The organism is Puerhibacterium sp. TATVAM-FAB25, from assembly GCF_046535855.1.
Classification (GTDB): domain Bacteria; phylum Actinomycetota; class Actinomycetes; order Actinomycetales; family Cellulomonadaceae; genus Puerhibacterium; species Puerhibacterium variabilis_A.
The window spans coordinates 70,831-97,428 of record NZ_JAXUAK010000012.1 but is presented as its reverse complement, the minus strand read 5'-3'; the positions used below and the strand labels follow the sequence as shown (position 1 = coordinate 97,428).

The following is a 26,598-nucleotide window of genomic DNA, read 5'->3' as shown; positions in this document are numbered from 1 at the left end:
GACCCGGCACCCGTGAGGGGTGCCACGAGCCCAGCACGCCGGCTGCCCGCGGTGCCGCGGCAGCCCTGCAGAAGTGGAGACCCACGATGGAGATCGTCGTCGTCGGCAGGCACACGGAGGTCGCGGACCGGTTCCGCAACCACGTGCAGGACAAGCTGACCAAGGTGACGCAGCTCGCGCCCGCCGCGCAGCGCGTCGATGTCGAGGTGACGCGGGAGAGCAACCCGCGCCTGGCGGACGTCCGGGAGCGCGTCGAGCTCACCGTCCGCGCCAAGGGACCGATCATCCGGGCGGAAGCCGCCGCGGACGACCGCTTCGGCGCCCTCGACATCGCCCTGGACAAGCTGCTCGAGCGCCTGCGCCGGCACCGTGACCGCCGCAAGGACCACCGGCGCACGTACGTGGTCGCGGCGGCCGAGACGATCCCCGAGGACACCGTCCCCGAGCCGCAGCCGGAGGAGGAGCCGCCCGCACCCCTCGAGGTGGACGGCGACGCGGTCGAGCGCCAGCTCGGCGACTCGCCCGTGGTGATCCGCCAGAAGCTGCACAGCGCCGAGCCCATGACCCTCGACGACGCGATCTACCAGATGGAGCTCGTGGGCCACGACTTCTTCCTGTTCATCGACAAGGAGTCCACCCGCCCCGCGGTGGCCTACCGCCGCCAGGGCTGGACGTACGGCGTCATCGAGCTCGACGCCGAGTGCACCCGGTCGGTGAGCTCTCTCGCCTGACCCCCGGCGGCCGCCCGTCCCCGCGTGGCGGGGGCGGGCGGCCGCCGCCGCGCCTGTCGGCGGGTCGCGGCACGATGGGTCCGTGACCGTGGACATCGCGCCGGCGCCCGTTCCCCGTTCGGCCGTGCGCCGGCGCCCCGAGCGGCTCGGCGCCGCGCAGGCGCGCCGCACGGCGCTCGCGGCGCAGGGCCTGCACCGCCCGCGCCCCGCCCTCGGCGCGGACGGCCCGGGCCTCCGGCAGGTCATCGCGGCGGTGCGCCGGCTCGGGCTGCTGCAGATCGACTCCGTCAACGTGCTGGCCCGCGCCCACCTCGTGCCGCTGTACTCGCGGCTGGGGCCGTACGACGTCGGGCTCCTCGACCGGCTGCACGGCCGCGCACCGCGCCGCCTCGTCGAGGCGTGGGCGCACGAGGCCTCCTTCGTGCCCGTCGAGACCTGGCCGCTGCTGGAGTGGCGGCGCCGCGCGTACCGCGACCACGCGTGGGGGTCGATCTCCAGCGCGCCCGAGCGGCACCCCGCCGAGCTCGCGGCCGTGCGCACCATCGTCGCCGAGCGCGGGCCGGTGACCGCCGCGCAGGTGCAGGCCCTGCTCGAGGAGCAGGGCGGCCCCGCCCGCCCGGAGAAGGTGGGGTGGGGCTGGAACTGGTCGGCCGCGCGCCGCTGCCTGGAGTACCTCTTCTTCACCGGCGAGGTGGTCGCGGCCGGGCGCGACCTCGCCTTCCAGCGGCTGTACGACCTGCCGCAGCGGGTGCTGCCGCGCGCCGTCCTCGACGCGCCCGTCCCGGACGACGTCGACGCCGTGCGCGCGCTGCTGGAGGCCGGGGCCCGCGCCCACGGCGTCGCGACCGTGCGGGACATGCGCGACTACTTCCGGCTGCGGCGCGGACGGACGAACGCCCTGGTGGCGCAGGTGCTGCCGCAGCTCGTCGAGGACGGGACCCTCACGCCGGTGGAGGTCGAGGGCGCTGGCGGCGGGTGGTACCTGCACCGGGACGCTGCCCTGCCGCGCCGTGCCGACGGCGCCGCGCTGCTCAGCCCGTTCGACCCGCTGGTGTTCGAGCGCACCCGGCTGGAGCAGCTCTTCGGCACCACCTACCGCATCGAGATCTACGTGCCCGCCGCCAAGCGGGTGCACGGCTACTACGTGCTGCCGTTCCTCGAGGGGGAGCGGATCGCCGCACGGGTCGACCTCAAGGCCGACCGGCGCGCCGAGGGCGGGGGAGCGCTGCGGGTCCGGGCCGCCCACGCCGAGCCGCACCTGGCGCCCGGCCGCCGCGGCGCGACGGCGCAGGGCCTCGCCGCGGAGCTGCGCCTCCTCGCAGGCTGGCTCGGTCTCGGCGACGTGGTGGTGGAGCCGGCGGGCGACCTCGCCGCCGACCTGGCGGCGGCGGTGCGCGCGGCCTGACGGCTCCCGGCGCGGCACCGGCCCGCGCGCCGGTCGAGCGCGCCGCGGCGGTCCTACGATCGCAGCGAGGGCCGGCCGGTGCGTGCGGTCCTCGACGCCGGCCCGCCGCAGCGCCGGCCCGAGGGGGTGCCATGGCCACCGCAGCGCTCTACCTCGTCGCCGCGTTCGCCGGGGGCCTGCTCGCGGTGCTCGTGCGGCTGCCGCCGCTCGTCGGCTACCTCGCGGCCGGCTTCGTGCTCGGCGCCGCGGAGGTCGCGGAGCCCGCGTTTCTCGAGCCGGTGGCGGAGATCGGCGTGGCGCTGCTGCTGTTCGCCATCGGCCTCAAGCTCGACCTGCGCTCGCTGCTGCGCCCGGAGATCTGGCTGACCACCACCGTCCACCTGGTCCTGAGCACCGCCGTGGGCATGGGGCTCCTCGGGCTGCTCGCGGTGCTCGGCTCGGGCCTGCTCGGCGGCGACGGGGCGGCGGCGCTGGCCCTGGTCGGGTTCGCCCTCGCGTTCTCGTCCACCGTGTTCGTCGTCAAGGTGCTCGAGGACCGCTCGGACGCCACCTCGCTGTACGGGCGGATCGCCGTCGGCGTGCTGGTGATGCAGGACGTGGTGGCCGTGGTCTTCCTCAGCGCCGCGGGCGGCCGCGCCCCGAGCCCGTGGGCGCTCGCGCTCGTCGCGCTCGTGCCCGGGGCGTGGGTGGTGCACCGGGTCTGGGACCGGGCCGGCCACGGGGAGCTGCAGGCGCTGCTCGGCGTGCTCGTCGCCCTCGTGCCCGGCTACGCGCTGTTCGAGGCCGTCGGCATCGTCGGCGGCGTCGGGGCGCTGCTCATGGGGGTGCTGCTCGCGCCGCACCCCCGGGCGGGCGACCTGTCGCGGTCGCTGCTGAGCGTCAAGGACCTCATGCTCGTCGCGTTCTTCCTGCAGATCGGGCTGCACGGGGTCCCGACGCCCGCCGACGTCGGCCTGGCGCTGCTGCTCCTGGTGCTGCTGCCCGTGCAGGCCGGGCTGTACGCCGGCCTGCTGTGGCTGCTGCGCCTGCGGCGGCGCACGGCGTTCCTCGCCGGGCTCGTGCTGGCCAACTTCTCCGAGTTCGGCATCATCGTGGTCGACGTCGGCGCGGGCGCGCGGCTGCTGCCGCAGCGGTGGGTCGCCGTCGTCGCGCTGGCCGTCGCGTTCAGCTTCGTCGTCGCGGCGGTGGTCAACCGCCGCGGCGTCGAGCTCGCCAGCCGGCTCTCGCGGCTCCTGCCCGCCCGCGACGCCGAGCGGCTGCACCCGGACGACCGCCTCGTGGACGTCGGCCACGCCGACGCCCTCGTGCTGGGGCTCGGCCGCATCGGGTCGGCCACCTACGCGCGCCTGGGTGACCACGGCCTGCGCGTGCTCGGCGTCGAGCACGACGGCACGCGGGTGCAGGAGCTCGCCGGGCGCGGCTTCGACGTCGTGCGGGCCGACGCCACCGACCTCGAGTTCTGGCTGCGCGTCCGCCGGGCGGGCTCGGTGCAGGTCGCCGTCCTGGCCATGCCGTTCCACCGGGCGAACCTCATCGCGCTCGCCCGGCTGCAGGCGGCCGGCTTCGAGGGGCTGGTGGTCGCCGTGGCGCGGTACGACGACGACGTCGTCGAGCTGCGCGCCCACGGGGCGGACGCCGTCTTCCACCTCTACGGCTCGGCGGGCTCGGAGCTCGCCGACCGGGCGGTCGAGGTGCTGCGGCGGTCGGCAGGTTCGTCCGAGGGCGAACCTGCGTGAGACGCTCGGGTGGCCGCCCTAGGATGGCAAGGGTGTGACCCAGGGCCGGCGTGCGCCGGCCGAACCGAACGGCAGGACCGGCCGCCGCCGGGTGCCTCGACCCAGGAGACAGTGTGCCCGCGATCCTCGAGAAGGTCCTTCGCTTCGGCGAGGGGCGCATCGTCAAGAAGCTGCAGGGGCTGGCCCAGCAGGTCAACAGCCTCGAGCCCAGCTTCACCGAGCTCAGCGACGAGGAGCTGCGCGAGGAGACGGCCCGCTTCAAGGAGCGCCTGGCTCACGGGGAGACGCTGGACGCGCTGCTGCCGGAGGCCTTCGCCGCCGTCCGCGAGGCGGCGCGCCGCACGCTCGGCCAGCGCCACTTCGACGTGCAGCTCATGGGCGGCGCCGCCCTGCACCTGGGCAACATCGCCGAGATGAAGACCGGTGAGGGCAAGACCCTCGTGGCCACGCTCGCCGCCTACCTCAACGCCCTCGAGGGCAAGGGCGTGCACGTGATCACCACCAACGACTACCTGGCCAAGTACCAGGGCGAGCTGATGGGCCGCGTCTACCGGTTCCTGGGCATGAGCACCGGCGTCATCCTGTCGGGGCAGACCCCGGCCGAGCGGCGCAAGCAGTACGCGGCCGACATCACCTACGGCACGAACAACGAGTTCGGCTTCGACTACCTGCGCGACAACATGGCGTGGTCGACGGACGACCTGGTGCAACGGGGCCACCACTTCGCCATCGTCGACGAGGTGGACTCGATCCTCATCGACGAGGCCCGCACGCCGCTGATCATCTCCGGCCCGGCCTCCGGCGACGCCAACCGCTGGTACACCGAGTTCGCCAAGGTGGTGCGCCGGCTGGACGGGGGCAGCGACTACGAGGTCGACGAGAAGAAGCGCACCGTCGGCATCCTCGAGCCGGGCATCGAGAAGATCGAGGACTACCTCGGCATCGACAACCTGTACGAGTCGCTCAACACGCCGCTCATCGGCTTCCTCAACAACGCGATCAAGGCCAAGGAGCTGTTCAAGCGCGACAAGGACTACGTCGTGATGAACGGCGAGGTCATGATCGTGGACGAGCACACCGGGCGCATCCTCGCCGGCCGCCGCTACAACGAGGGCATGCACCAGGCCATCGAGGCCAAGGAGGGCGTGCAGATCAAGGCGGAGAACCAGACGCTCGCCACGATCACGCTGCAGAACTACTTCCGCCTGTACGACAAGCTCTCGGGCATGACCGGTACCGCCGAGACCGAGGCGGCCGAGTTCCAGGGCACGTACAAGCTCGGCGTCGTGCCGATCCCGACCAACCGGCCGATGCAGCGCATCGACCAGCCCGACCTCGTGTACAAGAACGAGGAGGGCAAGCTCACCGCCGTCGTCGCCGACATCGTCGAGCGGCACGCCAAGGGCCAGCCGGTCCTGGTCGGCACCACGAGCGTCGAGAAGTCCGAGCGCCTGTCGGCCATGCTGCGCAAGGCCGGCGTGCCGCACGCGGTGCTCAACGCCAAGGAGCACGAGCGCGAGGCGTCCGTCGTCGCCCTCGCGGGCCGCAAGGGCGCCGTCACGGTGGCCACCAACATGGCCGGCCGCGGCACCGACATCATGCTCGGCGGCAACGCCGAGTTCCTCGCCGTGCAGGAGATGGCGGAGCGGGGCTTCGACGCCGCGGAGAACCCGGACGAGTACGAGGCCGCCTGGCCGGAGGTGCTCGAGAAGGCGAAGGCCGCCGTGGCCGCCGAGCACGAGGAGGTCACCGAGCTCGGTGGCCTGTACGTGCTCGGCACCGAGCGGCACGAGTCGCGCCGCATCGACAACCAGCTGCGCGGCCGCTCCGGCCGTCAGGGTGACCCGGGCGAGTCCCGGTTCTACCTGTCGATGCAGGACGACCTGATGCGCCTGTTCAACTCGGGCCTGGCCGAGGCGATGATGAACCGTGCCGGCTTCCCGGACGACATGCCGCTCGAGTCGAAGATGGTCACGCGCGGCATCCAGAGCGCCCAGTCGCAGGTCGAGTCGCGCAACTTCGAGATCCGCAAGAACGTCCTGAAGTACGACGACGTCCTGTCCCGCCAGCGCGAGGTCGTCTACGCCGAGCGCCGCCGTGTGCTCGAGGGCGAGGACCTCGCCGATCAGGTGCAGCACTTCATCACCGACGTCGTCACCGCGTACGTCGACGGCGCCACCGCCGAGGGCACGCCCGAGCAGTGGGACCTCGAGGGCCTGTGGACGGCGCTGCGCGCCGTGTTCCCCGTGTCCATCACGGTGGACGACGTCGTCGAAGAGGCCGGCGGCATCGGCTCGCTGACCCGCGAGATGCTGCTCGAGGAGCTGCTGTCGGACGCCCGGGTGGCCTACGACCAGCGCGAGGAGCAGCTCGGCGAGGCGGCGATGCGTCAGCTCGAGCGCCGTGTGGTGCTGTCGGTGCTGGACCGCAAGTGGCGCGAGCACCTCTACGAGATGGACTACCTCAAGGAGGGCATCGGCCTGCGCGCGATGGCGCAGCGCGACCCGCTGGTGGAGTACCAGCGCGAGGGCTACCAGCTCTTCCAGGCCATGAACGAGGCCATCAAGGAGGAGTCGGTCGGGTTCCTGTTCAACCTCGAGGTGCAGGTGCAGCAGGGCCAGGCGACCGACGGGCAGCCGGTGACGATCACGGCCGCCGCCGCTGCCGCCGCGGCGCAGTCGGCCCCGGCGGTCGCCGCCCCCTCGGCCCCGGCCGCCCCCGCGGCCCCCGTCGCCTCCGGTGCCCCCGCCGCCCCGGCGAGCCCGCAGGACGGGACCCGCGCCGAGGGCCCGGTCGAGCCGCCCGCCGAGACGCCGGCCGAGGCCGTCGCCCGGACCGAGCAGCCGGCGCCGGTCGCCGCCGCCGCCGAGTCGACGCCGTCGGCGTCCCGCGCCGCGGACACCGCCGAGGCCGCGGAGGCGGCCCGGGCGCAGGAGCCGGTGCTGGTGGGCAAGGGCCTGGACGGCCCGGGCCAGCAGGTGCCGATGTCGTTCAGCGGCCCGGGCGAGGACGGCTCGACGGCGGTCTCCGGGTCGAGCCCGGAGGCGGCGCGCCGCGCCCGCCGCGCCCTGCACGGCGAGGCCTCCGCCCCCGAGAGCGACGGCCGCACCTTCCCGGGCACCCCGCGCAACGCGCCGTGCCCGTGCGGCTCCGGCAAGAAGTACAAGGTCTGCCACGGCCAGAACGAGCAGTGACGACCCGCCGGTGACGACCTGCCGGTGACGACGTGCCGGTGAGCCGGCCCCGGTGAGTGCTGCGAGGGCCGCGGTGGCGAGACGATCGCCGCCGCGGCCCTCGCACGTCTGCCCGTGCCACGCGTCCGCCCGTGCCGCGTGACCCGCCGCGGGTGCCGCCGGCGGTCACGCGATCTCGAGCACGGCGACCCGCCACTGCCCGCGCCGTGCCTCGAGCCGCACGGCGGCGGCGCGGACGCGGCCGTCGTCGTCGAGCACCACGGTGGCCTCGGCGGTGTCACCGCGTCGCTCGAGGCGGACGCGGCGCACGCGCACGGGCCGTCCGCGGAGCGTGGCGGGCAGGCGCCCGGCGGCGACCGCGTCGTGCAGGAGCCGTGCTCGCTCGGCGAGCTGGTCGAGCACCACGGGCGTGACCCAGCGCGCGAGCTGGGCCGCGCCGCGGTCGCCGCGCAGCACCTCGACGGCGGCGCGCACGACGCTGCAGCACATGGCCGTGGGGTCCGGCAGCGGCTCGGGCTCGGCGGCACCGAGCGGCCGCCCGGCGGCCACCTCGTCGAGGACCTCGTCGCGGTCGCCCCAGCCGGCCCGGTCGACGCCGATGCGCACGCGCCGCACCCGCCCCGGCGGCCGGCTGGGTCCCGCGGGCGGCCCGCCCGGCCGTGCCGGCTGAGGGAGCGCCGCGACCCGGATGCGCCGCACCCGGCCGGGCGCGGGCGGTGTCGTCGGTGCGGGCGCCGGCGCGCCGGTGCGCGGCGCTGCTGGTCCTCGTCGCGGCGCGCCGTCCCGGGGCGGGGTGGAGGCGCGTGCCGTGGCGGTGCGGGGTGCGGCGCCGCGCTGGTCGAGCGCGACGGCGGGCGTGGTCCTGGTCATCGGTCCCCTCCGATCGGTGGTGCGGCTCAGCGACGTGCAGCGGTGCGCGGGGGTGCCCGTGCGAGTTCCCCCGCGGTGCGTCAGGGCGGCGGCGCCGGCTCACGCGGGCGGGCGCAGCACCTGGCCGGGCAGGACGAGGTCGGGGTCGTCGCCCACGACCTCGCGGTTGGTCTCGTGCCATCGGACCGTCGCGGCGAGGACCTCGGCGTCCGTGGGGGAGCCGCCGAGCCACCGGGCGGCGATGCCCCACAGGGTGTCGCCGCGGTGGACGACGACGGACCCGTCGGGCGCGGGCCCGGGGTGCGCGGACTCTCGGCGGACCTCGGACGCCGTCGCGGCGCCGGGCTGCTCGGCGCCGGGCTGCTCGGGGCCGGGCTGCTCGGCGCCGGGCGGCTCGGCGCCGGGCGGCTCGGTGGCGGGCGGCTCGGTGGCGGGCGGCGCGGGCTCGGCGGTCGACGCCGGGCCGCCGGTCCCGGGTGCCGTCGGCTGCCAGCCCAGGTCCACGGCCACCGCCGGCGTGCCGGGCCCGGGGTCGGGCGCGGGCCCGGCCGCCGTCGCCGTCGTCGGCGCCAGCACGAGCCCCGCGCCGACGCCCACGCCGACGCCCACGCGGGCGAGCCGCCGCACCAGGCCGGGTGCGACGCGGCGCACGGCGGCCTCGCCCGCGCGCCAGCGGACGCCTCGCCGGGCGGCGACCACGACGGCGAGACCCAGGGTCGCGCCCAGGGCCACCCACCAGGCGGCGAGGCCGCCCGCGGTCACCGCGCCGAGCTCGACCCACGTCTCGACGCGGGCCCCGGCGCCGAGCGCCGTCGGCGCCACGGCGAGCGCGCGGGCGCCCAGCAGCGCGCCGGCGGCGCCGGCGCCGAGCGCGAGAGCGAGCAGGCCCGCGCCGCTGCCCCGCGCCGGCACCGCGTCGGGCGTCCGGCGGCCCGGTGCCGCCGGACGGCGGTCCGTGGTTCCCCTGCTGGTCATCTGCGCTCCCCTCCGCGCGAGCCGATGACGTCATCGGATGTCGTTTGACAACGTTTGGTGACTTCAGGTGTCGCCAGACAACCACACGTCTCGCTAAGGTGTCCAGAGGTGGCGCGGTCGGTGCGGACCCGCGGCACGAACCGGTGGGGGTCGGTGGCAGGGGGGATGGACGCATGGACGCGCCAGGCCGATGGGCGCTGCTGTTCAGCGACCTCGAGGCGCAGCTCGCCGCGCAGGAGGTCGCCGAGCGGGAGGACGCCGTCGCGGAGCTGACCCGCGCCGAGCACGCGACGATCCCGGTCGCGGACCGGTGGCGCGCGGCGCTCGGCGCCCCGGTCACCGTGGAGCTGGCCGACGGCGAGCCGGTGGCCGGGGTGGTGCGGCGGGTGGCCGGCACGTGGGTGCTGCTCGACGGGCGCGGTGCGTCCGGGCGGGTGGAGCACCTCGTCCCCCTGGCGGCCGTCGCCTCGGTCGTCGGGCTGGGCCGTCAGGCGGTGCCGTCCACGGCACGGACCGACGCGCTCGGGCTGGGCACGGTGCTCCGGCGGCTCCAGCGCGACCGCGGGCGCGTCGTCGTGCGCACGTCCGCCGGCCAGGCGGTGGGCCGGCTCGCGCGCGTCGGCGCCGACCACCTCGACCTCGAGGAGACCGACGGGGCGCCCCGGCTGCGGGTCGTGCCCTTCGCCGCCCTGCTGCGGGTGAGCCGGTCGTGACCGGGCGCGCGGCCGCGGGGCGGCCGACGGGGGAGGGGGCGAGGCGCTCAGACGTCGCCGGAGGCGATCCGTTCACGCGTCTTGGCGTACTGCCGCTCGATGTAGGCCTCCAGCTCGCTGGCCTCGACGCGCCACACGCCACGGCCGCCCACCTGGATCGCGGGCAGCTCGCCGCTGCGCACCAGCGCGTACGCCTGACGGGTGGAGATGCTGAGCATCTCCTCGACGTCCGCGAGCGTCAGGAAGCGTCCGGCCATGCCCTCAGGATCGCACACCCGGGCCCCTGCACGGCCCTCGGCGACGGTCGTCCACAGGTGACCACCGACGGTCGACGACGGTCCCGCATGATGGTTGCTGCCGACCCGGCTCCCTCGGCCGCGCGCCCCGTCGCGCCCGCACCGGAAGGACACCCGTGAGCACCGAGCACCTCCCGGCGCCCGTCGCGCCGCGCCTGCGCCGGCCGAGCTGGCGCGACCCCCGCCTCGTCGTCGGCGTCGTCCTCGTGGCGCTCGCCGTGGCCCTCGGCTCCTGGGCCGTGGCCTCCGCCTCGCGCACCGTCCCCGTGTGGGCGGCGGACGGCGCGCTCACCCCCGGCGAGCCGCTGAGCGCCGACGCGCTGCGCCCGGTCGAGGTGCGCCTGGGCAGCGGCGCCGAGCTCTACCTGCCGGCGGACGAGCCGCTGCCCGAGGGCCTCGTCGTCACCCGCGTCGTCGACGCCGGCGAGCTCCTGCCGCAGTCCGCGCTGGGACGCGCGGACGCCGTCGACCTGCGCTCCGTCGCCGTGCCGGTGAGCGAGGGGCTGAGCGACCGCATCCGCAAGGGTGCGCGCGTGGACCTGTGGTCCGTCCCGGAGCCGGTCGCCGGGCAGGAGCCGGAGTCGCCGACGTCGCTGGTGCAGAGCGTGCTGGTGGAGCAGGTGGACGCCGCCGACACCGGGCTCGTGGTCGGCGCCACCGCGACGCTGCACGTGCTCGTGCCCACCGACGAGCTGCCGGCGGTGCTGGGCGCGCTGCGCGAGGGCGGCAGCGTCGCCGTCGTGCCGGTGGCGGGCGAGGGCGCCTGATGGCCGCGCCGGTCACCGTCCTGTCCGCCGTGCGCGGCGCGGCGGAGACGGACGTCGTGCTCGCCCTCGGCGCGCCCGGGGCCGGCGCCGTCGTCACGCGGCGCTGCGGCGACCTCGCCGAGCTGCTGGCCGCGGCGGCGGCCGGCGCCGGGGCCGTCGCCGTGGTGTCGGGCGACCTGCCCGGCCTGGACCGCGAGGCTGTCGCGCGGCTCCACGGCGCCGGCGTGCGGGTCGTCGTGCTCGCCGACGCCGTGCCGGCCGACCGGCTGCACGCCCTCGGGGCCGACGTCGTGCTGGGCGGGCGCCTCGACGACGACGCCGTGGTGGCGGCGGTCCGGCAGGCCGCCGGCGCGGCCGCCACCGCGGGGGGAGGCCCGCCGGCGCCCGGCGCCGACCTCGCCCGCGCCGTGGCCGCCGGAGACGCCGACGCCGAGGACGACGTCCCTCCACCGGACCCGGCACCGTCCGGCCGCGTCGTGGTCGTGTGGGGTCCGGTCGGCGCCCCGGGCCGGACCACGGCGGCGCTCGAGCTCGCCCACGAGCTCGCGGGCGTGGCCGCGGCGGGCCGGGGCGGACGCCGGGCGTCCCGCCGCGCGGGGGCGCCGGAGCCGCCCGCCGACGCGCGCCCCGTCCTGCTCGTGGACGCCGACACCTACGGCTCGTCGCTGGCGGCCCGGCTCGGGCTGCTCGACGACGCGCCCGGCCTGGCCGCCGTCGCCCGCGCCGCGGGACAGGGCACGCTCGACCTGGCGACGCTGGCCCGGCACGCCCCCGTGGTGGCGCCGCGGCTGCGCGTCCTGACCGGCCTCACCCGGGCGGCGCGCTGGCCGGAGGTCCCGGGGTCGGCGCTCGAGGTGGTGCTCGAGCGCGCCCGCGAGCTCGCGGCATGGACCGTCGTGGACACCGGCGCGGTGCTCGAGGCCGACGAGCTGCTGATGTACGACACTCAGGCGCCCCAGCGCAACGCCGCGACGCTGGCCGCGCTGGCCGCCGCCGACGACGTCGTGGTGGTGGGCGCCGGCGACCCCGTGGGCGTCCAGCGCCTGGTGCGCGGGCTCGAGGACCTGCGCGAGGCGCCGGTGCCCGTCCCGCGGCCGGCGGCCGTCGTCGTCAACCGCGTGCGGGCGGCGGCGGTCGGCCCGCGGCCGGAGGCGGCGGTGCGGGCCGCGATGGAGCGCTACGCCGGGATCACCGACCTCGTCGTGGTGCCGGACGACCCGGTGGCCTGCGACGGGGCGCTGCTGGCGGGGCGCTCCCTGGCGGAGCACGCGCCCGCGTCGCCGGTGCGGCAGGCCTTCGCGGCGCTGGCCGACCGGCTCCGCCGGCCCGTGCCCGCCTGAGTCCCTGCCGCTGTTCCGCACCTCACAGCGCGGCCCCCTGGCGGGGCGCCCCGGCAGGTAGTTGAATCATGAACGGCACGGCGCCATCCCCCTCCGGTGCCGGCCCCGGCCCGCCCGTCCCCTGTCGTGGCGGGCCGCCCGCTCGACGGCACCCGTCACGCCCCCTGCGACGGGTGCCGTCGCGCGTCCGGCCGCCGTCCGGCTCGCCGCCGTGTGCCCGGCCGCCGGAGGGCCCTCGCGCGAGTGGCGCCAAGACAGCGACCCGCTCCTGCCGGTGCGGTGTCCGCGCTGGTGGCAGGGCAGACTGTGCCCATGCGCCTGTACGTGCCCGCCACGCTCGACGAGCTGGCCACCGCTGCCGTGACCGCGACCGGGGCGACGTGGACCGTGCCCCCGCGCGGCGCGCACGCCGTAACGCCCGCGCTCGCCGAGTCCCTGCCCGACGAGGACGAGGAGGGGCGCGAGTACGCCGCCTTCCTCGCCGCCGCCCACGACTCGCTGCTGCTGGTCGCGGCCCGCGGCGACGCCGTCCTGCTGCGGGTCGTCGTCACGGTGGAGGTGCCGGACGCGGTGGTGCTGCTCGCGTCCGGCGGCGGGTTCGACGGCGGGGCCGACGACGGCGCCGCCGTGCCCTCGGCCGTGCGCGTCACGCGCGAGGTGCCCGGCACGGCCGTCGTCGCCGTGCACGTCGACGAGCCCGAGGCCGCCGCCGACGTGCGCGACGTGCTGGCCGCGGCCGACGAGGAGAGCGACGCGGAGGCCGCGGGCGACGTGGCTGCGGCGTCGGAGTCCCTGCTCGACGACGCGCTGCAGCGCGTCACCGACCGGGACATGCTCTGGTACGACCCGACGGAGATCCCCACGATCCCGCGACCGTGACCTGCGGCGCGGGCGAGGCCGGCGTGAGCGACGCCGGCGCGGGCCGGCGGCTCAGCCGAGGTAGACGAGCACCTCGTCGTGCAGCAGCCCGTTGGTGGCCACCGCGTTGCCGCCCCACGGGCCCGGCTCGCCCTCGAGCGAGGTGAACCGCCCGCCGGCCTCGGTGACGATCGGCACGAGCGCCGCCATGTCGTAGAGCTCGAGCTCGGGCTCGGCGGCGATGTCCGCGGCGCCCTCGGCGACGAGCATGTACGACCAGAAGTCGCCGTAGCCGCGGGTGCGGTAGCACCGGCGGGTCAGGTCGAGGAACCCCGAGAGCTTGTCGCGCTCGTCCCAGCCGGACAGCGAGGAGTAGGAGAACGAGGCGTCCTCGAGGCGCCGCACCCCGGAGACCGACATCCGGGTGGCCGCGGCGAGCGACTTGCCGGTCCACGCGCCGGAGCCCTTGGCGGCCCACCAGCGCCGACCCAGCGCCGGGGCGGACACCAGGCCCACCACCACCTCGTCGCCGTCGGCGAGCGCGATGAGCGTGGCCCAGACCGGGACGCCGCGCACGAAGTTCTTGGTGCCGTCGATCGGGTCGACGATCCACCGTCGCGGCCCGCTGCCGGACGCGCCGTACTCCTCGCCGACGATCGCGTCACGGGTGCGGGCGCGCCGCAGCTGCCCGCGCACGAAGTCCTCGGCCGCGCGGTCGGCGTCCGAGACCGGAGTGCTGTCCGGCTTGGTCTCGACGTGCAGGTCGAGCGCGCGGAACCGCTCCATGGTCAGGGCGTCGACCTGGTCGGCGAGGACGTGGGCCAGGCGCAGGTCGTCCTCGTACGTCCGGGTGGCGGAGGGGTGCACGGCTCACACGGTAGCGGTGCGGGAGGCGAGCAGGCGGCGGAAGGACGCCAGCCGCAGGGCGCGTGTCGCGCGCGCCTCGGCGTCCTCGGTCGCCTCCACCCACTCGTCGAGGGCGCAGTCCGGCGCCTCCGCGAGGTGCGTGCACCCGCGCGGGCACTCCTCGGCGGCCGCGTCGAGGTCCTCGAACGCGTGCAGCAGGTGCGCGACCTCCACGTGCGCCAGCCCGAACGAGCGGATGCCGGGGGTGTCGATGACCCAGCCGTCGTAGTCGGCGTCCCCGTCCGGCGCCGCGGGCAGGCGCAGCGCGACGGCCGAGGTCGAGGTGTGCCGCCCGCGCCCGGTGACGTCGTTGACGTGACCCGTGGCGCGAGCCGCGCCCGGCACCAGGGCGTTGACCAGCGTGGACTTGCCGACGCCGGAGTGGCCGAGCAGCACCGAGACCCGCCCGCGCAGCCGGTCGCGGACGTCCTCGACCGACGCGGCCGCCAACGCCAGGGAGCGCGCCCCGCCGGCCGCGCCGCCGGGCGCGCCGCCGGGCGCGCCGTCGGGCGCGCTGTCGGCCGTCGGGTCCCCGCGGCGCGTCACGACGACCTCGACGCCGAGCGGCTCGTACAGCGCGCGCAGCGTGTCGGGCGCGGCGAGGTCGGCCTTGGTGAGGCACAGCAGCACGTCCATGCCGGCGTCGTAGGCGGCCACCACCGCGCGGTCGATCATGCCGGTGCGCGGCTCGGGCTGGGCCAGCGCCGTCACGACGACGAGCTGGTCGGCGTTCGCCACGACGATGCGCTCGAAGGGGTCGGTGTCGTCGGCGGTGCGGCGCAGCACCGACGTCCGCTCCGCGATCCGCACGATGCGCCCCAGGGTGTCCTTGGCGCCCGAGGTGTCGCCCACGACGTCGACCCGGTCGCCCACGACCACGCGCGTGCGCGTCAGCTCGCGGGCCTTCATCGCCAGCATGTCGCGCTCGTCGGGACCGCCCTCGTCGATCAGCAGCGTGTACCGGCCGCGGTCGACGCCGGTGACCAGGCCGACGAGGGCGTCGGCGTGCTCGGGGCGCTGCTTGGTGCGCGGCCGGCTGCCCCGCTTCGAGGGCCGCGCCCAGCGCTCGTGCTCGTCGCGGGCGCGTGCCATCAGCGGCTCTCCACCGCGGCGCCCGCCAGCATGGCCCCCCACAGCCCGGCGAACCCGGGCAGCGTCTTGGCGGTGGTCTCGACGTCCTCGACCAGCACGCCCGGCACCCGCAGCCCGATCAGCGCGCCGGACGTCGCCATCCGGTGGTCGGCGTAGGTGCGGAAGGTGGCGCCGTGCAGCGGGCGCGGGGTGATGACCAGGCCGTCGCGGGTCTCCTCGGCGCGGCCGCCGAGCCGGGTGATCTCGGCGGCGAGCGCGGCCAGGCGGTCGGTCTCGTGGCCGCGCAGGTGGCCGATGCCGCGCAGGCGGCTGGGGGAGTCCGCCAGCGCCGCGAGCGCGGCGATCGTCGGGGCGAGCTCGCCGGCGGCGCGCAGGTCGACGTCGATGCCGCGGACCTCGCCGGTGCCGGTGACGCGCAGGACGTCGCCGTCGAGCACCGCGGTGCCGCCCATGCGGGTGAGCAGGTCGGGCAGCAGCGCGCCGGGCTGGGTGGTGCGCGCGGGCCAGCCCGGCACCGCCACGGTGCCGCCGGCCACGAGGGCCGCGGCCAGGAACGGCGCGGCGTTCGACAGGTCCGGCTCGACACGCACGTCGCGCGCGGCGACCGGTCCGGGCTCGACGCGCCAGATGCCGTCCCGCGAGTCGTCGACGACGACGCCGACCTCGCGCAGCGTCTCGACGGTCATCGCGATGTGGGGCAGGCTCGGCAGCGTCGCGCCGATGTGCCGCACGGTGAGGCCCTCGTCGTACCGGGCGGCGGCGAGCAGCAGGCCGGAGACGAACTGGGACGACGCCGAGGCGTCGACGTCGACGCTGCCGCCGCGCAGGGCACCGGTGCCCACCACGGTGAACGGCAGGTGCGCGGGGAAGTCCTCGGTGCCGCGCACGGGGCGGCCGGCGCCGTCGCCCGGCCGGACGTCGACGCCGAGCGCGTGCAGCGCCGCGAGCACGGGCAGCATGGGGCGCACCCGCGCCTGCGGGTCGCCGTCGAACCGGACGGGGCCGTCGGCCAGCGCCGCCACGGGCGGCAGGAAGCGCATCACGGTGCCGGCGAGCCCGGTGAAGACGTCGACGTCGCCGGCGAGGCGGCCGGGGGTGACGTGCAGGGTCGAGGGGGCGTCGCCCTCGGTGACGTCGGCGCCGAGCGTGCGCAGCGCGGCGATCATGAGGTCGGCGTCGCGGCTGCGCAGCGCGCCGCGCAGCACGCCCGGCCCGTCGGCCAGGGCGGCGAGCACGAGCAGGCGGTTGGTGAGGGACTTGCTGCCGGGCACCTCGACGACGGCGTCGAGCGGCCCGGGCGCGACGGGCGCCTCCCACGCGGGTGCGGGTGCGGGGGAGAGGCTGCCGGGCGCGGTCGACGTCATGGCGACGAGGCTAGTTGACGCGGCGCCCGGCGGGCGGCGCCGGGGCAGCCGTGAGACGCCCCGACGCCGCGCCTGCCGGTGCCGGCGAGGGATGCCGGGAGGGGATGGCGGGGGGATGGCGGGCAGCGGCGTCAGGACGCGATGTCGCCGAGCTTCTTCTCCGCCCGGCGGGCCGAGCGGGCGGTGGCCTTGGCCGCGGCCTGGCGCGCGTGGCTGACCCGCCACGCCACGCCCGGGCGGCCCTCGGTGTCGACGCCGGCGATGAGCGCCGCGCCCACGGCTCCGAGGTTGCGCACGAACCGGGTCGTCCTCGCCTGGCGCTCGGCGCCCTTGCTGGTGAACGGCTGGTTCACCACGGCGAGCGGCACGGTGAGCGCGGCGAGCGCCAGCGCGGCGGTGCGCGGCGCCTTGCCGAGGCCCAGCAGCAGCCCGGCCAGCGCGGTGGCCGCCCCGTGCACGCGCACGCACAGCGTCAGCTGCGCGTCGCTCAGGGGCTTGACGCCGAGCCGCTCGGTGGCGAGGGCGGCGCCCTCGCGGGCGGCGGCCGTGTGCTCGGCCGGGTGGAGCGCGGCCTGCACGCCGTCGTAGACGAACGAGGTGGCCAGGAGAGGCCTGGCGAAGCGACGCAGCAGCATGCGACCCACCTTGGCAGACGACCGCCGGCTTCGCAGGATGTGCCGGCGGGCGCGTCGCGGGCCGCCCGCCGCGCCGGGGCGAGGACGGCGACGGGCGGCGGGAATGGAGCCGCGCGGGTCGGCGTTGTGCCAGTCGTGATCCCGTGCTCCCCGCAGCAGACGTCCGCCGCCCCCGTGCGGCTCTTCGGCGTCCCCGCCGAGGTCGACGGTCTGGTCAAGCAGCCCGTGCCCGCCGCGGGCCCGGCGCTCGCCGCCTGGTCCCGCAAGCCGTTCGGTGGCGGGCTAGGCTCGACGTCGATGAGCCCCGACATTCCGGCCCCCCGAGGGCGAGACGACGCCGAGGCCGTCGTCGCGCCCGCGGACGAGGCGCCCAGCCGCACCACGACGGACCCGGAGACGGACGCGACGCCGTCCGGCCCGGCGACCGCCGAGGAGATCGACCCGGAGACCACGGACCGCGCCCCGGAGGACGAGGGCTCCGCCGCGCGGGCGGCGCGCTTCGAGTCCGACGCGCTGCAGTACCTCGACCAGCTCTACTCGGCCGCGCTGCGCATGACGCGCAACCCGGCCGACGCCGAGGACCTGGTCCAGGAGACGTTCGCCAAGGCGTTCGCGGCGTTCCACCAGTACAAGCCGGGGACCAACCTCAAGGCCTGGCTGTACCGGATCCTCACGAACACCTTCATCAACAGCTACCGCAAGAAGCAGCGCGAGCCGCAGCAGTCCCAGGCCGAGGAGGTCGAGGACTGGCAGATCGCCCGCGCCGCGTCGCACACGTCGCAGGGGCTGCGTTCCGCGGAGGCCGAGGCGCTGGACCGCCTCCCCGACTCGGACGTCAAGCGTGCCCTCGCGTCACTGCCCGAGGACCGCCGCATGGTCGTGTACTACGCGGACGTCGAGGGCTTCCCCTACAAGGAGATCGCCGAGATCATGGGTACGCCGATCGGGACGGTGATGTCCCGGCTGCACCGCGGTCGTCGCCAGCTGCGCGAGCTGCTGGCCGACTACGCGGCCCAGCGTGGTCTGGTCCCGGCCGGCGTGCAGGCGCCGTCGCACGGAGGTGAGCAGTGAACGCGCAGGAGTCGTCGGCGGGCACGGAACCCGTGACCCCCATCCCGCACGAGACCGCGGGCCAGACGGAGTGCGAGCACGCGCTCGAGCACCTCTACGAGTACCTCGACTCGGAGATGACCCCGGACGACGAGCGACGCATGCGCGCCCACGTGGCGCACTGCTCGCCGTGCCTGGCGGAGCTGAGCGTCGAGGAGCTCGTCAAGCAGCTGGTCCGCCGCTCCTGCAGCGAGCGGGCGCCGGAGACGCTGCGCGCGCGCATCCACCAGCAGCTGACCGGCATGGCGGTCCGCTCCTGACGACAGGCGCCTGACGGCGGGCGCCTGACGCTCCGAGCACGACGAAGGGCCGGGACCCCGTGGGGGCCCCGGCCCTTCGTCACGTCTGCTGCCTGTGCTCAGGCGTTGGGACGCTTGCCGTGGTTCGCGGCGTTGCCCTTGCGGCTACGACGCTTGCGACCGCGCTTGCTCATGGCTGTCTCTCCATCAAAACCGGACGACATGGGTCGCCCCTATGGTCCCACACGCCCGCAGGTGCCCGTGCGCCGCCGCCCGCGGAGCCGGTTCCGTGGGACGCTGACCTCTCCCGACACCCCGAGCAGCACGGAGGCGACGCGAGATGTCCACCCCCCACGAGCCGACGACCCCCCACGCCCCCCGGCCCGACGACGGGCACCCGCACGGCACGCAGGCCTGGACGGTCGCGGCTCCGCAGACGGTCGAGGTCCCCACGGCCCGGGCGCTCGCGGTGCGCTTCACGAGCGGCACGGTCGAGGTCGTCGGGGACGCCGCGCGCGCCGACGGCGTGACGGTGGAGGTGCTCGACCCGGGCCCGCGCCCGGTGCACGTGGTGCTCGAGGACGGCGCGCTGCGCGTGGGCCGCCATCCCCGCGGCGGCCTCGGCGGCCTGCTCGAGGGCCTGCGCACGGCGCGCGAGGACGGCGCCGTCGCCGTGCGGGTCACGGTGCCGGCGGCGCTCCCGGTCGACGTCGCCGTCGTGAGCGCGCGCGTGGAGCTCACGGGCACGGCGGCCGGCACGGCGGTGAAGACCGTCGGCGGCGACGTGATCGCCCAGGGCGCGGCCGGGCCGCTCACCGTCCGCACCGTCTCCGGCGGCGTCGAGGTCACCGACCACCGCGGCGACCTCGCGGTCGACGGCGTCTCCGGGCGGCTGTCCGTCGCGGGCGCCCTGGGCCGGGTCGCCGTGCACACGGTCTCCGGCGCCGTCGAGGTGCGGGCCCAGGGCACGACGCCGCTGCTGACCGCCCGCAGCGTGTCGGGCGCCGTCGCGGTGTCGCTCGACCCTGGCACCCCGGTCAACCTGCGCGCCCGCAGCGTCTCGGGCCGGGTGGAGCTCGACGGCGCGGTGCAGCCGAGCACCTCGACGCGCGGCGTGGTCGTCGAGCTGGCGGAGGCGGGCGCCGCGGCGTACGTGTCCGCCTCCACGGTCAGCGGCACGACGAGCGTCCGGCGCGCCTGAACCCGGCCCGGTCGGCAGGGTGGGGGTCATGAGCTCCGCTGACGTGCTCCTCGCCTACCGCGACGCCGTGCACGCCGAGACGGTGCGGTTCGTGCGGTCGCTGGACGACGCCGACCTGGAGCGCGTCGTCGACGCGCGGTGGGGCCGCCGCCCGGCAGGTCGGTCGGGCCGCGGGCGGCGTCAGGCCGCGTCGTCGGGCAGGCCGAGCCAGTGGTGCCAGCCCGTGTGCAGCACGAGCCACGCCATGAGGCCGTAGCCCGCCTGGCCCGGGTAGCCGGAGCCGTTCTGGGCCAGGTCGGCCAGCCACTGCTCGTGCTGGGCCAGCGGGGTGTACGTGTCCACGTACGGCACGCGGCGGCGGGAGGCGACGTCGGCGAACGCGGCGGACAGCTCCGCCAGCCGCGGCCCGTCCTCGGGCCGCCCCGGCGGCGGGCCGACGACGAGCGCCGGGATGCGCGAGGAGTCGGCGACGTCGAGCACGTTGGCGAGGTTGAGGCGCGAGCGCGCCACGGAGTGGCCCGTGGCGACGTCGTGCCGGCCGAGCGCGACCACGAGCCGGTTGTCGCACTCCGGGTCGAACCGCGCGGCCGCCTCGGCCTCCCAGCGGGCGCCGAGGCCCGTCGTCGTCTCGCCCGGCACCGCGAGCGTGAACACCATCGCCGGGCGCTCGAACCGGGTGCGGGCCATCACCCGGCCCACCCAGCCGAGGGCGCGGGCGTCGCCCACGCCCGTGCTCAGCTCGTCGCCGACGACGCAGATGCGCACCTCGCGTTCCGCCACGGACCTCTCCTCGTCGTACCGATGCCCCGACATTGTGGACCCCGCGGGGCGGGCACGGCGGCACTCCACGCCGCCGGCCGGCGACGTCGCCGGCCCGGGCGCGGGTGAACCCGCCGCGCGCCGCCCCGCGGGCCCGGCTCAGCGGAGCGTGACGCCCCAGCGGACCGTGTGCTCGGCGCCGGGGGCGAGCCGCACGAGGCGCTCGCCGGTGTTGAAGGCGTCCGCGACGCAGCTCATCGGCTCGGCGGCCAGGCCGTAGCGCTCGTGCTCGGGGATGTGGTTCGCCGAGCAGACCTGCCAGCAGTCCAGCGACCCGTCCATCCACACGGCCGGCGTGCGCCCGTCGGGACAGCCCAGCAGGCACCACGACAGCCCGTCGGCGTCCCGGACCGGGTCGACCCACGCGTCGTCGAGGTCCAGGTCCGCCAGGGACCGGGCCTCGCGCAGGTCGTAGGCGCCCGCCACGGGCTCGGTGCCGGTCGGCAGCAGCCGGTCGTCCACCGTGACGTGGGTGGCGGCGTCGAGGCGCACGGTGCACTCGTCGAGGTCCGCGCCGCCGGTGGACAGCCACGGGTGGAAGCCGACGCCGTAGGGCGCGGTCCCGGCGCCGACGTTGCGCGTCGTGAGCGTCACCTCGAGCCCGGCGTCGGACAGCGCGTACCGCACCCGCGTGACGAGCTGGAACGGCCAGCCCTTCTGCGCCGGCAGGGCGAGCTCCAGGGTGACCGCGGCCTCCGCGACGTCGACGGCGCTCCAGCGCTCCCAGGCGGCCAGGCCGTGCAGGGCCGTGCCGCGCTCCGGCTCGCTCACGGCGAGCTGGTAGGAGCGGCCGTCGACGGCGTACCGGCCGTCGCGCAGCCGGTTGGGCCACGGCACCAGCACGGCGCTGTTGAACACCGGCGCCACCTCGTCCTCGCCGAACGGCACCAGCACGTCGCGCCCGCCCACCGTGTACTCGCGGACCATGGCGCCGACCTCGGCGACGACGGCGCGGTGCTCGCCGTGGGCGAGGACGTGCTGACCGCCCGACGGCGGTGTCGCCGCGACGTCCGTGCTGGTGGGGAAGAGACTGGTGTTCTGACTGGTGGTCACGTTCACACCGTAGTCGTGAGGCCAGCGCGCTGCGTCACACATATGTTTGACCACTGAGGATTCAGGAGGAGCGATGGAAAATCAGGTACTCGGCCGCACCGGCCGCCTGGTCTCGGTGGTCGGCCTGGGCACGTGGCAGCTCGGGACGGACTGGGGCGAGATCTCCGACGACGAGTCGCGTGCCGTGCTCGAGGCCGCCCTGGAGGCGGGTGTCACCTTCTACGACACGGCGGACGTCTACGGCGACGGCCGCAGCGAGCAGGCGATCGGGGCGTTCCTCAAGGACCACGGCGACGCCGGGATCACGGTGGCCACCAAGATGGGCCGGCGCGCCGAGCAGGTGCCGGAGAACTACGTGCTGCCGCACTTCCGGGAGTGGGCGGACCGGTCCCGGCGCAACCTCGGGGTGGACACCCTCGACCTGGTGCAGCTGCACTGCCCGCCGTCCGCCGTGTACTCCACGACGGAGGTCTACGACGCGCTGGACCAGCTCGTCTCCGAGGGTGTCATGGCCGCCTACGGCGTCAGCGTGGAGAAGGCGTCGGAGGCGCTGGAGGCCATCGCCCGGCCGAACGTCGCCACGGTGCAGATCATCCTCAACGCCTTCCGGCTCAAGCCGCTCGAGGAGGTGCTGCCCGCCGCCTCGGCGGCCGGGGTGGGCATCATCGCGCGCGTGCCTCTGGCCTCGGGCCTGCTGTCGGGCCGGTACACCAAGGACACGCGCTTCCCCGAGTCGGACCACCGGAGCTACAACCGCCAGGGCGAGGCCTTCGACGTGGGCGAGACGTTCTCCGGGGTGGACTTCGAGACGGGCGTCACCGCCGCCGCGGAGTTCTCCGAGCTCGTGCGGACCACGCTCGGCGACACGGGCCTCACGGCGGCCCAGGCGGCGATCGCGTGGGTCTGGCAGCAGCCGGGCGTCTCCACGGTCATCCCGGGGGCGCGCAGCGCCGAGCAGGCCCGCTCGAACGCCGAGGCCGGCGCGGCGCCGACCCTCGGCCCGCTGTTCAACAGCGGCGTCCGCGAGATCTACGACCAGCACTTCCGCGCCGCGGTGCACGAGCGCTGGTGACACCCGGCGCCGGGTGCCCGCCCGGCGCCGGCCGCAGGACCGACGACGACGGCCCGCCACCCGAGGGGTGGCGGGCCGTCGTCGTGCGGGCGGGCCCTCGGTCAGGCGAAGACCTGCTCGAGCAGCGTCCGCTGCTGGGCCTGGTGCAGCTTGGCCGTGCCGGCGGCGGTCGACGCCGACGCCGGGCGGGAGACGACGCGCACGCGCGGCAGGTCCTCCGGCAGCGCCAGGTGCAGGAACGACCACGCGCCCTGGTTCTCCGGCTCGTCCTGGGCCCACACGACGTCCGCCCCGGCGTACCTCGCCAGCTCGGCGCGCAGCTCCTCCAGGGGCAGCGGGTAGAGCTGCTCGAGGCGGACCAGCGCGGTGGTCGTGTCCTGGCGCTTGGTGCGCTCGGCCAGCAGGTCGTAGTAGACGCGGCCGGTGCACAGCACCACCTTGCGCACGCCCGACGGGTCGAGCGTGTCGCCGATCACCGGGCGGAACGTGCCGGAGGTGAAGTCCTCCACGCCCGAGGCCGCCGCCTTGAGCCGGAGCAGCTGCTTCGGCGTGAAGACGACGAGCGGCTTGCGGGGCCGCCGGTAGGCCTGCTGGCGCAGCAGGTGGAAGTACGACGCCGGCGTGGAGGGCTGGGCGATGACCATGTTGTCCTCGGCCGCGAGCTGCAGGAACCGCTCGATGCGGGCCGACGAGTGGTCCGGGCCCTGCCCCTCGTAGCCGTGGGGCAGCAGCATGACCAGCGACGAGGACTGGCCCCACTTCTGCTCGGCCGACGAGATGAACTCGTCGATGACCGTCTGGGCGCCGTTGACGAAGTCGCCGAACTGCGCCTCCCACATGACCAGCGCGTCGGGCCGCTCCACCGAGTAGCCGTACTCGAAGCCCAGGGCGGCGTACTCGCTCAGCGAGGAGTCGTACACCCAGAACTTCGCCTGGTCCTGCATGAGGTACTGCAGCGGCGTCCACTCGGCGCCGGTCTCGCGGTCGTGGAAGACGGCGTGGCGCTGGGTGAACGTGCCGCGGCGCGAGTCCTGGCCGGCCAGGCGGATCGGGGTGCCCTCCATCAGCAGCGAGCCGAACGCGAGGATCTCGCCGAAGCCCCAGTCGATGCCGCCCTCCTTGGCCATCAGCTGGCGGTTCTCCAGCAGCTTGACCAGCTTGGGGTGCACCGCGAAGCCCTCGGGCGGCGACACGTGCGCCTCGCCGATGCGCTCGAGCACGGTGTGCGGCACGGCCGTCTTCCAGCCGACCATCGTCCCGGCGTCCTCGCGCTGCGCCTCCGGGCGCTCCAGGCCCAGCACGTGCTCGGCCTGCGGCTCGGAGTTCACGCCCGACTTCGTCTCGGTGAAGACCCGCTCGAGCTGCTGCTGGTAGTCCTGCAGCGCCTGCTCGGCCTCCTCGACGGTGATGTCGCCGCGGGCCACGAGGTTCTCGGTGTACAGCTTGCGCACCGAGCGCTTGGCCTCGATGAGGTTGTACATCAGCGGCTGGGTCATCGACGGGTCGTCGCCCTCGTTGTGGCCGCGGCGGCGGTAGCAGACCATGTCGACGATCACGTCGCGGTCGAACTGCTCGCGGTAGGCGAAGGCCAGCTCGGCCACGCGCACGACGGCCTCGGGGTCGTCGCCGTTCACGTGGAACACCGGGATCTGGTAGCCCTTGGCCACGTCGGTCGCGTACGTCGTCGAGCGCGAGCTCGCCGGGCCGGTGGTGAAGCCGACCTGGTTGTTGACGATGACGTGGATCGTGCCGCCGGTGCGGTAGCCGCGCAGCTGCGACAGGTTGAGCACCTCGGGCACCACGCCCTGGCCCGCGAAGGCCGCGTCGCCGTGCACGAGGATCGGCAGCACGGAGAAGCCGTCGCCGCCCAGGTCGATGCGGTCCTGCTTGGCGCGCACGACGCCCTCGAGGACCGGGTCCACGGCCTCCAGGTGGGACGGGTTGGCCGCGAGGTAGACCTTCGTGGTGGCGCCGGACTCGGCCGTGAACGTGCCCTCGGTGCCGAGGTGGTACTTCACGTCGCCGGAGCCCTGGACGCTCTTCGGGTCGATCTGGCCCTCGAACTCCTTGAAGATCTGCGCGTAGCTCTTGCCCGCGATGTTGGCCAGCACGTTGAGCCGGCCGCGGTGCGCCATGCCGATGCCGACCTCGTCGAGGCCGTTCTCGGCCGCCTTCGACAGGATCGCGTCGAGCAGCGGGATGAGCGACTCGCCGCCCTCGAGCGAGAAGCGCTTCTGGCCCACGAACTTGGTCTGCAGGAAGGTCTCGAACGCCTCGGCGGAGTTGAGGCGGCGCAGGATGCGCAGCTGGTCCTCGCGCGGGGTGCGCGCGTAGCCGGACTCGAGGCGCTCCTGGAGCCAGCGGCGCTGGGCCGGGTCGGCGATGTGCATGTACTCGACGCCGATGGTGCGGCAGTACGAGTCGCGCAGCAGGCCGAGGATCTCGCGCAGCGTCGCCTTGGGCCGGCCGCCGAACCCGGCGGTGGGGAAGGTGCGGTCCAGGTCCCACAGCGTCAGGCCGTGGCTCTGGACGTCGAGGTCCGGGTGCTTGCGCTGGCGGTAGGCGATCGGGTCGGTGTCCGCCATGAGGTGGCCGCGCGAGCGGTAGGCGTGCACCAGCTCGGCGATGCGCGCCGGCTTGGCGGCCTCGACGTCGTCGTCCTTGTTGTTGTCGCGCACCCAGCGCACCGGCTCGTACGGCACGCGCAGCGAGGCGAAGACGCGGTCGTAGAAGCCGTCCAGGCCGAGCAGCTTGTCGGCGATGAGCTTGAGGAACTCGCCGGACTGCGCGCCCTGGATGATGCGGTGGTCGTAGGTCGAGGTGAGCGTCATGACCTTCGAGACGCCCATCCGCGACAGCCGCTCCTCGGACGCGCCCGCGAACTCCGCGGGGTAGTCCATGGCGCCGACGCCGACGATGGTGCCCTGGCCCTGCATGAGGCGCGGCACGGAGTGCACGGTGCCGATGCCGCCGGGGTTGGTCAGCGAGATCGTCGTGCCCTGGAAGTCGTCGACGCCGAGCTTGCCGCCGCGCGCCTTGCGCACCAGGTCCTCGTACGCGGACACGAAGCCCGCGAAGTCGAGCTCCTCGGCCGCCTTGATGCTGGGGACCAGCAGCTGGCGCGAGCCGTCGGGCTTGGCGAGGTCGATCGCGAGGCCGAAGCCCACGTGCGCGGGCTGCACCACGCCGGGCTTGCCGTCGACGAGCTGGTAGTGGGCGTTCATCACCGGGATGTCGGCCAGCGCCTCGACGAGGGCGAAGCCGATGAGGTGGGTGAACGAGACCTTGCCGCCGCGCGTGCGCGACAGGTGGTTGTTGATGACGATGCGGTTGTCCACCATGAGCTTGGCGGGCACCGCACGCACCGACGTGGCGGTGGGGACCTCGAGCGAGGACTCCATGTTCGTGACCACGCGGGCGGCGGGCCCCCGCAGCTTGGCCACCTCGTCCTGCGCCTCGACGTGCGGCTTGGGCTTGGTGCGCGCCGCCTCGGCGTAGGGGGCGGTGGTCGGCTGCGCGGTCGCCACGGGGAGGTCGCCCTCGGGCTCGGCCGGCTGCGGCGCCTCGCGCACCGGCGCGGGCCGGGCGGCGGCCGGCTGGGCCGCGGCGGGCTGGGCGGGGGCCGCGGTCTGCGCCCGGGCCGCCCTGTCCTGCGACTCGACGGCCGCGGGCGTCTGGGACGCCGGGCTGTCGGCCGGCGCGGCCGCGGCCGTGGCCGCGACCGTCCTCGCGCCCTCGTCCGCGGCGTCGGAGCCGGCCGGCTTCCCGTCACCGGGCTCCGTCTCGCCGGGCTTGTAGTCCGCGAAGAAGTCCCACCACGCGGGGTCCACCGCGTTCTTGTCCTTCAGGTACTGCTGGTACAGCTCGTCGACGAGCCAGGCATTGGCTCCGAACGAGGCACCGGCGCTGGTGCTGATCGTCTCTGACTCAGCCTTCGGGGACACGCGTGGATCGCCCACTTTCACACCTGTAGCACGGTCGGGTCGGCCTGCTGGGGGCCGTGATCGTGGCGGCCCACCGGCGGGTGCTGCCAGCCTATGCCTTGGGACACACACCCGCGGCGGGTGCCTCGCCGGGCCGCCGGGCCGGGTCGGCGCCGGGGTCGCGTGAGGCAAAACCCGGGGCAACGGTCCGTCACCGATCGGCGAGCCCACGTCAACCACGGGCCAGGTCGGCGGGTGGCGCCATGACCTCTGTGACCGATGTCACCCCGAGGCTCGGC

The 26,598-nt window shown here is 75.8% G+C and carries 23 protein-coding genes and 2 pseudogenes; 14 read left to right on the top strand and 11 right to left on the bottom strand.

Annotated features, from left to right (window positions below):
* Positions 1-86 precede the first annotated feature (86 nt).
* From hpf to U5M74_RS12050, 5 genes and pseudogenes are all read left to right on the top strand, one after another.
* On the top strand, positions 87-731 hold the full coding sequence (gene hpf / locus U5M74_RS12070) for a ribosome hibernation-promoting factor, HPF/YfiA family (RefSeq protein WP_410909188.1): 645 nt from the start codon (positions 87-89) through the stop codon (positions 729-731).
* A gap of 88 nt (positions 732-819) precedes the next feature.
* Complete coding sequence (locus U5M74_RS12065; protein ID WP_410909203.1) at positions 820-2,136, top strand: winged helix-turn-helix domain-containing protein; 1,317 nt, start codon at positions 820-822, stop codon at positions 2,134-2,136.
* A gap of 131 nt (positions 2,137-2,267) precedes the next feature.
* Positions 2,268-3,872: a cation:proton antiporter gene (locus U5M74_RS12060; protein ID WP_410909187.1), complete on the top strand. Its 1,605-nt coding sequence runs from the start codon at positions 2,268-2,270 to the stop codon at positions 3,870-3,872.
* A gap of 113 nt (positions 3,873-3,985) precedes the next feature.
* Positions 3,986-6,481: pseudogene (secA, locus tag U5M74_RS12055) on the top strand (preprotein translocase subunit SecA); the annotation flags it as partial.
* A 375-nt stretch (positions 6,482-6,856) separates the two neighbouring features.
* The gene (locus U5M74_RS12050; protein WP_410909202.1) at positions 6,857-7,066 is read left to right on the top strand and encodes an SEC-C metal-binding domain-containing protein; all 210 of its coding nucleotides are present in this window, start codon (positions 6,857-6,859) and stop codon (positions 7,064-7,066) included.
* Positions 7,067-7,231: 165 nt separating this feature from the next.
* On the opposite strand, the gene U5M74_RS12045 is transcribed toward U5M74_RS12050, so the two are convergent.
* Together U5M74_RS12045 and U5M74_RS12040 are read right to left on the bottom strand one after the other, a co-directional pair.
* Entirely contained in the window at positions 7,232-7,672 is a 441-nt protein-coding gene (locus U5M74_RS12045) for an Rv3235 family protein (RefSeq protein WP_410909186.1), read from the bottom strand.
* A gap of 363 nt (positions 7,673-8,035) precedes the next feature.
* Entirely contained in the window at positions 8,036-8,911 is an 876-nt protein-coding gene (locus U5M74_RS12040; protein ID WP_410909185.1) for a LysM peptidoglycan-binding domain-containing protein, read from the bottom strand.
* A 173-nt stretch (positions 8,912-9,084) separates the two neighbouring features.
* Between U5M74_RS12040 and U5M74_RS12035 the strand changes: the two genes are divergently transcribed.
* The gene (locus U5M74_RS12035) at positions 9,085-9,624 is read left to right on the top strand and encodes a hypothetical protein (RefSeq protein WP_410909184.1); all 540 of its coding nucleotides are present in this window, start codon (positions 9,085-9,087) and stop codon (positions 9,622-9,624) included.
* Positions 9,625-9,671: 47 nt separating this feature from the next.
* On the opposite strand, the gene U5M74_RS12030 is transcribed toward U5M74_RS12035, so the two are convergent.
* Complete coding sequence (locus U5M74_RS12030) at positions 9,672-9,881, bottom strand: helix-turn-helix domain-containing protein (RefSeq protein ID WP_410909183.1); 210 nt, start codon at positions 9,879-9,881, stop codon at positions 9,672-9,674.
* A 155-nt stretch (positions 9,882-10,036) separates the two neighbouring features.
* Here U5M74_RS12030 and U5M74_RS12025 point away from each other — a divergent pair, with 155 nt between their 5' ends.
* The 3 genes from U5M74_RS12025 (at position 10,037) to U5M74_RS12015 (ending at position 12,906) form a co-directional block, all read left to right on the top strand.
* Positions 10,037-10,687 carry a hypothetical protein gene (locus U5M74_RS12025; RefSeq protein WP_410909182.1) on the top strand — a complete coding sequence of 217 codons (651 nt, stop codon included), beginning with the start codon at positions 10,037-10,039 and terminating at the stop codon, positions 10,685-10,687.
* Positions 10,687-12,027 carry a CpaE family protein gene (locus tag U5M74_RS12020; RefSeq protein ID WP_410909181.1) on the top strand — a complete coding sequence of 447 codons (1,341 nt, stop codon included), beginning with the start codon at positions 10,687-10,689 and terminating at the stop codon, positions 12,025-12,027. The genes U5M74_RS12025 and U5M74_RS12020 overlap by 1 nt, the downstream gene beginning before the upstream one ends.
* A gap of 312 nt (positions 12,028-12,339) precedes the next feature.
* On the top strand, positions 12,340-12,906 hold the full coding sequence (locus tag U5M74_RS12015; RefSeq protein WP_410909180.1) for a DUF6912 family protein: 567 nt from the start codon (positions 12,340-12,342) through the stop codon (positions 12,904-12,906).
* 51 nt (positions 12,907-12,957) lie between these two features.
* Here the strand turns inward: U5M74_RS12015 and hisN are convergent, their stop codons facing one another.
* The 4 genes from hisN to U5M74_RS11995 all read right to left on the bottom strand — a co-directional run bounded on the left by hisN (position 12,958) and on the right by U5M74_RS11995 (position 16,882).
* The gene (hisN, locus tag U5M74_RS12010) at positions 12,958-13,752 is read right to left on the bottom strand and encodes a histidinol-phosphatase (protein ID WP_069983237.1); all 795 of its coding nucleotides are present in this window, start codon (positions 13,750-13,752) and stop codon (positions 12,958-12,960) included.
* Positions 13,753-13,755: 3 nt separating this feature from the next.
* Complete coding sequence (locus U5M74_RS12005) at positions 13,756-14,883, bottom strand: ribosome small subunit-dependent GTPase A (RefSeq protein WP_410909179.1); 1,128 nt, start codon at positions 14,881-14,883, stop codon at positions 13,756-13,758.
* Positions 14,883-16,247, bottom strand: a complete 1,365-nt coding sequence (gene aroA / locus U5M74_RS12000; RefSeq protein WP_410909178.1) for a 3-phosphoshikimate 1-carboxyvinyltransferase — start codon at positions 16,245-16,247, stop codon at positions 14,883-14,885. The genes U5M74_RS12005 and aroA overlap by 1 nt, the downstream gene beginning before the upstream one ends.
* 131 nt (positions 16,248-16,378) lie before the next feature.
* A complete protein-coding gene (locus U5M74_RS11995) occupies positions 16,379-16,882 on the bottom strand; it encodes a DoxX family protein (protein ID WP_410909177.1) in 504 nt (167 codons plus the stop codon).
* A 126-nt stretch (positions 16,883-17,008) separates the two neighbouring features.
* Here U5M74_RS11995 and U5M74_RS11990 point away from each other — a divergent pair, with 126 nt between their 5' ends.
* Both U5M74_RS11990 and rsrA read left to right on the top strand, forming a co-directional pair.
* Positions 17,009-17,953: a sigma-70 family RNA polymerase sigma factor gene (locus U5M74_RS11990; protein WP_410909176.1), complete on the top strand. Its 945-nt coding sequence runs from the start codon at positions 17,009-17,011 to the stop codon at positions 17,951-17,953.
* Positions 17,950-18,252: a mycothiol system anti-sigma-R factor gene (gene rsrA / locus U5M74_RS11985; RefSeq protein ID WP_253181325.1), complete on the top strand. Its 303-nt coding sequence runs from the start codon at positions 17,950-17,952 to the stop codon at positions 18,250-18,252. Before U5M74_RS11990 ends, rsrA begins: the two co-directional genes overlap by 4 nt.
* A 98-nt stretch (positions 18,253-18,350) precedes the next feature.
* Here rsrA and U5M74_RS11980 read toward each other — a convergent pair whose 3' ends face one another.
* Positions 18,351-18,425, bottom strand: a complete 75-nt coding sequence (locus tag U5M74_RS11980) for a 50S ribosomal protein bL37 (protein ID WP_099052597.1) — start codon at positions 18,423-18,425, stop codon at positions 18,351-18,353.
* Between the two features lie 146 nt (positions 18,426-18,571).
* Between U5M74_RS11980 and U5M74_RS11975 the strand changes: the two genes are divergently transcribed.
* Both U5M74_RS11975 and U5M74_RS11970 read left to right on the top strand, forming a co-directional pair.
* Complete coding sequence (locus U5M74_RS11975; RefSeq protein ID WP_410909175.1) at positions 18,572-19,432, top strand: DUF4097 family beta strand repeat-containing protein; 861 nt, start codon at positions 18,572-18,574, stop codon at positions 19,430-19,432.
* A pseudogene (locus tag U5M74_RS11970) lies at positions 19,404-19,688 on the top strand (DinB family protein); the annotation flags it as partial. The gene U5M74_RS11975 and the pseudogene U5M74_RS11970, both read left to right, overlap by 29 nt.
* Here U5M74_RS11970 and U5M74_RS11965 read toward each other — a convergent pair.
* Together U5M74_RS11965 and U5M74_RS11960 are read right to left on the bottom strand one after the other, a co-directional pair.
* Positions 19,613-20,212, bottom strand: a complete 600-nt coding sequence (locus U5M74_RS11965) for a GDSL-type esterase/lipase family protein (protein ID WP_410909174.1) — start codon at positions 20,210-20,212, stop codon at positions 19,613-19,615. The pseudogene U5M74_RS11970 and the gene U5M74_RS11965 overlap by 76 nt on opposite strands.
* A gap of 138 nt (positions 20,213-20,350) precedes the next feature.
* The gene (locus U5M74_RS11960) at positions 20,351-21,304 is read right to left on the bottom strand and encodes an aldose 1-epimerase family protein (RefSeq protein WP_410909173.1); all 954 of its coding nucleotides are present in this window, start codon (positions 21,302-21,304) and stop codon (positions 20,351-20,353) included.
* Between the two features lie 73 nt (positions 21,305-21,377).
* On the opposite strand from U5M74_RS11960, the gene U5M74_RS11955 reads away from it, so the two are divergent.
* Positions 21,378-22,376 (top strand): aldo/keto reductase, encoded by a 999-nt coding sequence (locus U5M74_RS11955; protein ID WP_410909172.1) that lies wholly within the window; start codon positions 21,378-21,380, stop codon positions 22,374-22,376.
* 101 nt (positions 22,377-22,477) lie between these two features.
* Here U5M74_RS11955 and U5M74_RS11950 read toward each other — a convergent pair whose 3' ends face one another.
* Positions 22,478-26,320 carry a multifunctional oxoglutarate decarboxylase/oxoglutarate dehydrogenase thiamine pyrophosphate-binding subunit/dihydrolipoyllysine-residue succinyltransferase subunit gene (locus tag U5M74_RS11950; protein WP_410909171.1) on the bottom strand — a complete coding sequence of 1,281 codons (3,843 nt, stop codon included), beginning with the start codon at positions 26,318-26,320 and terminating at the stop codon, positions 22,478-22,480.
* Positions 26,321-26,598 lie beyond the last annotated feature (278 nt).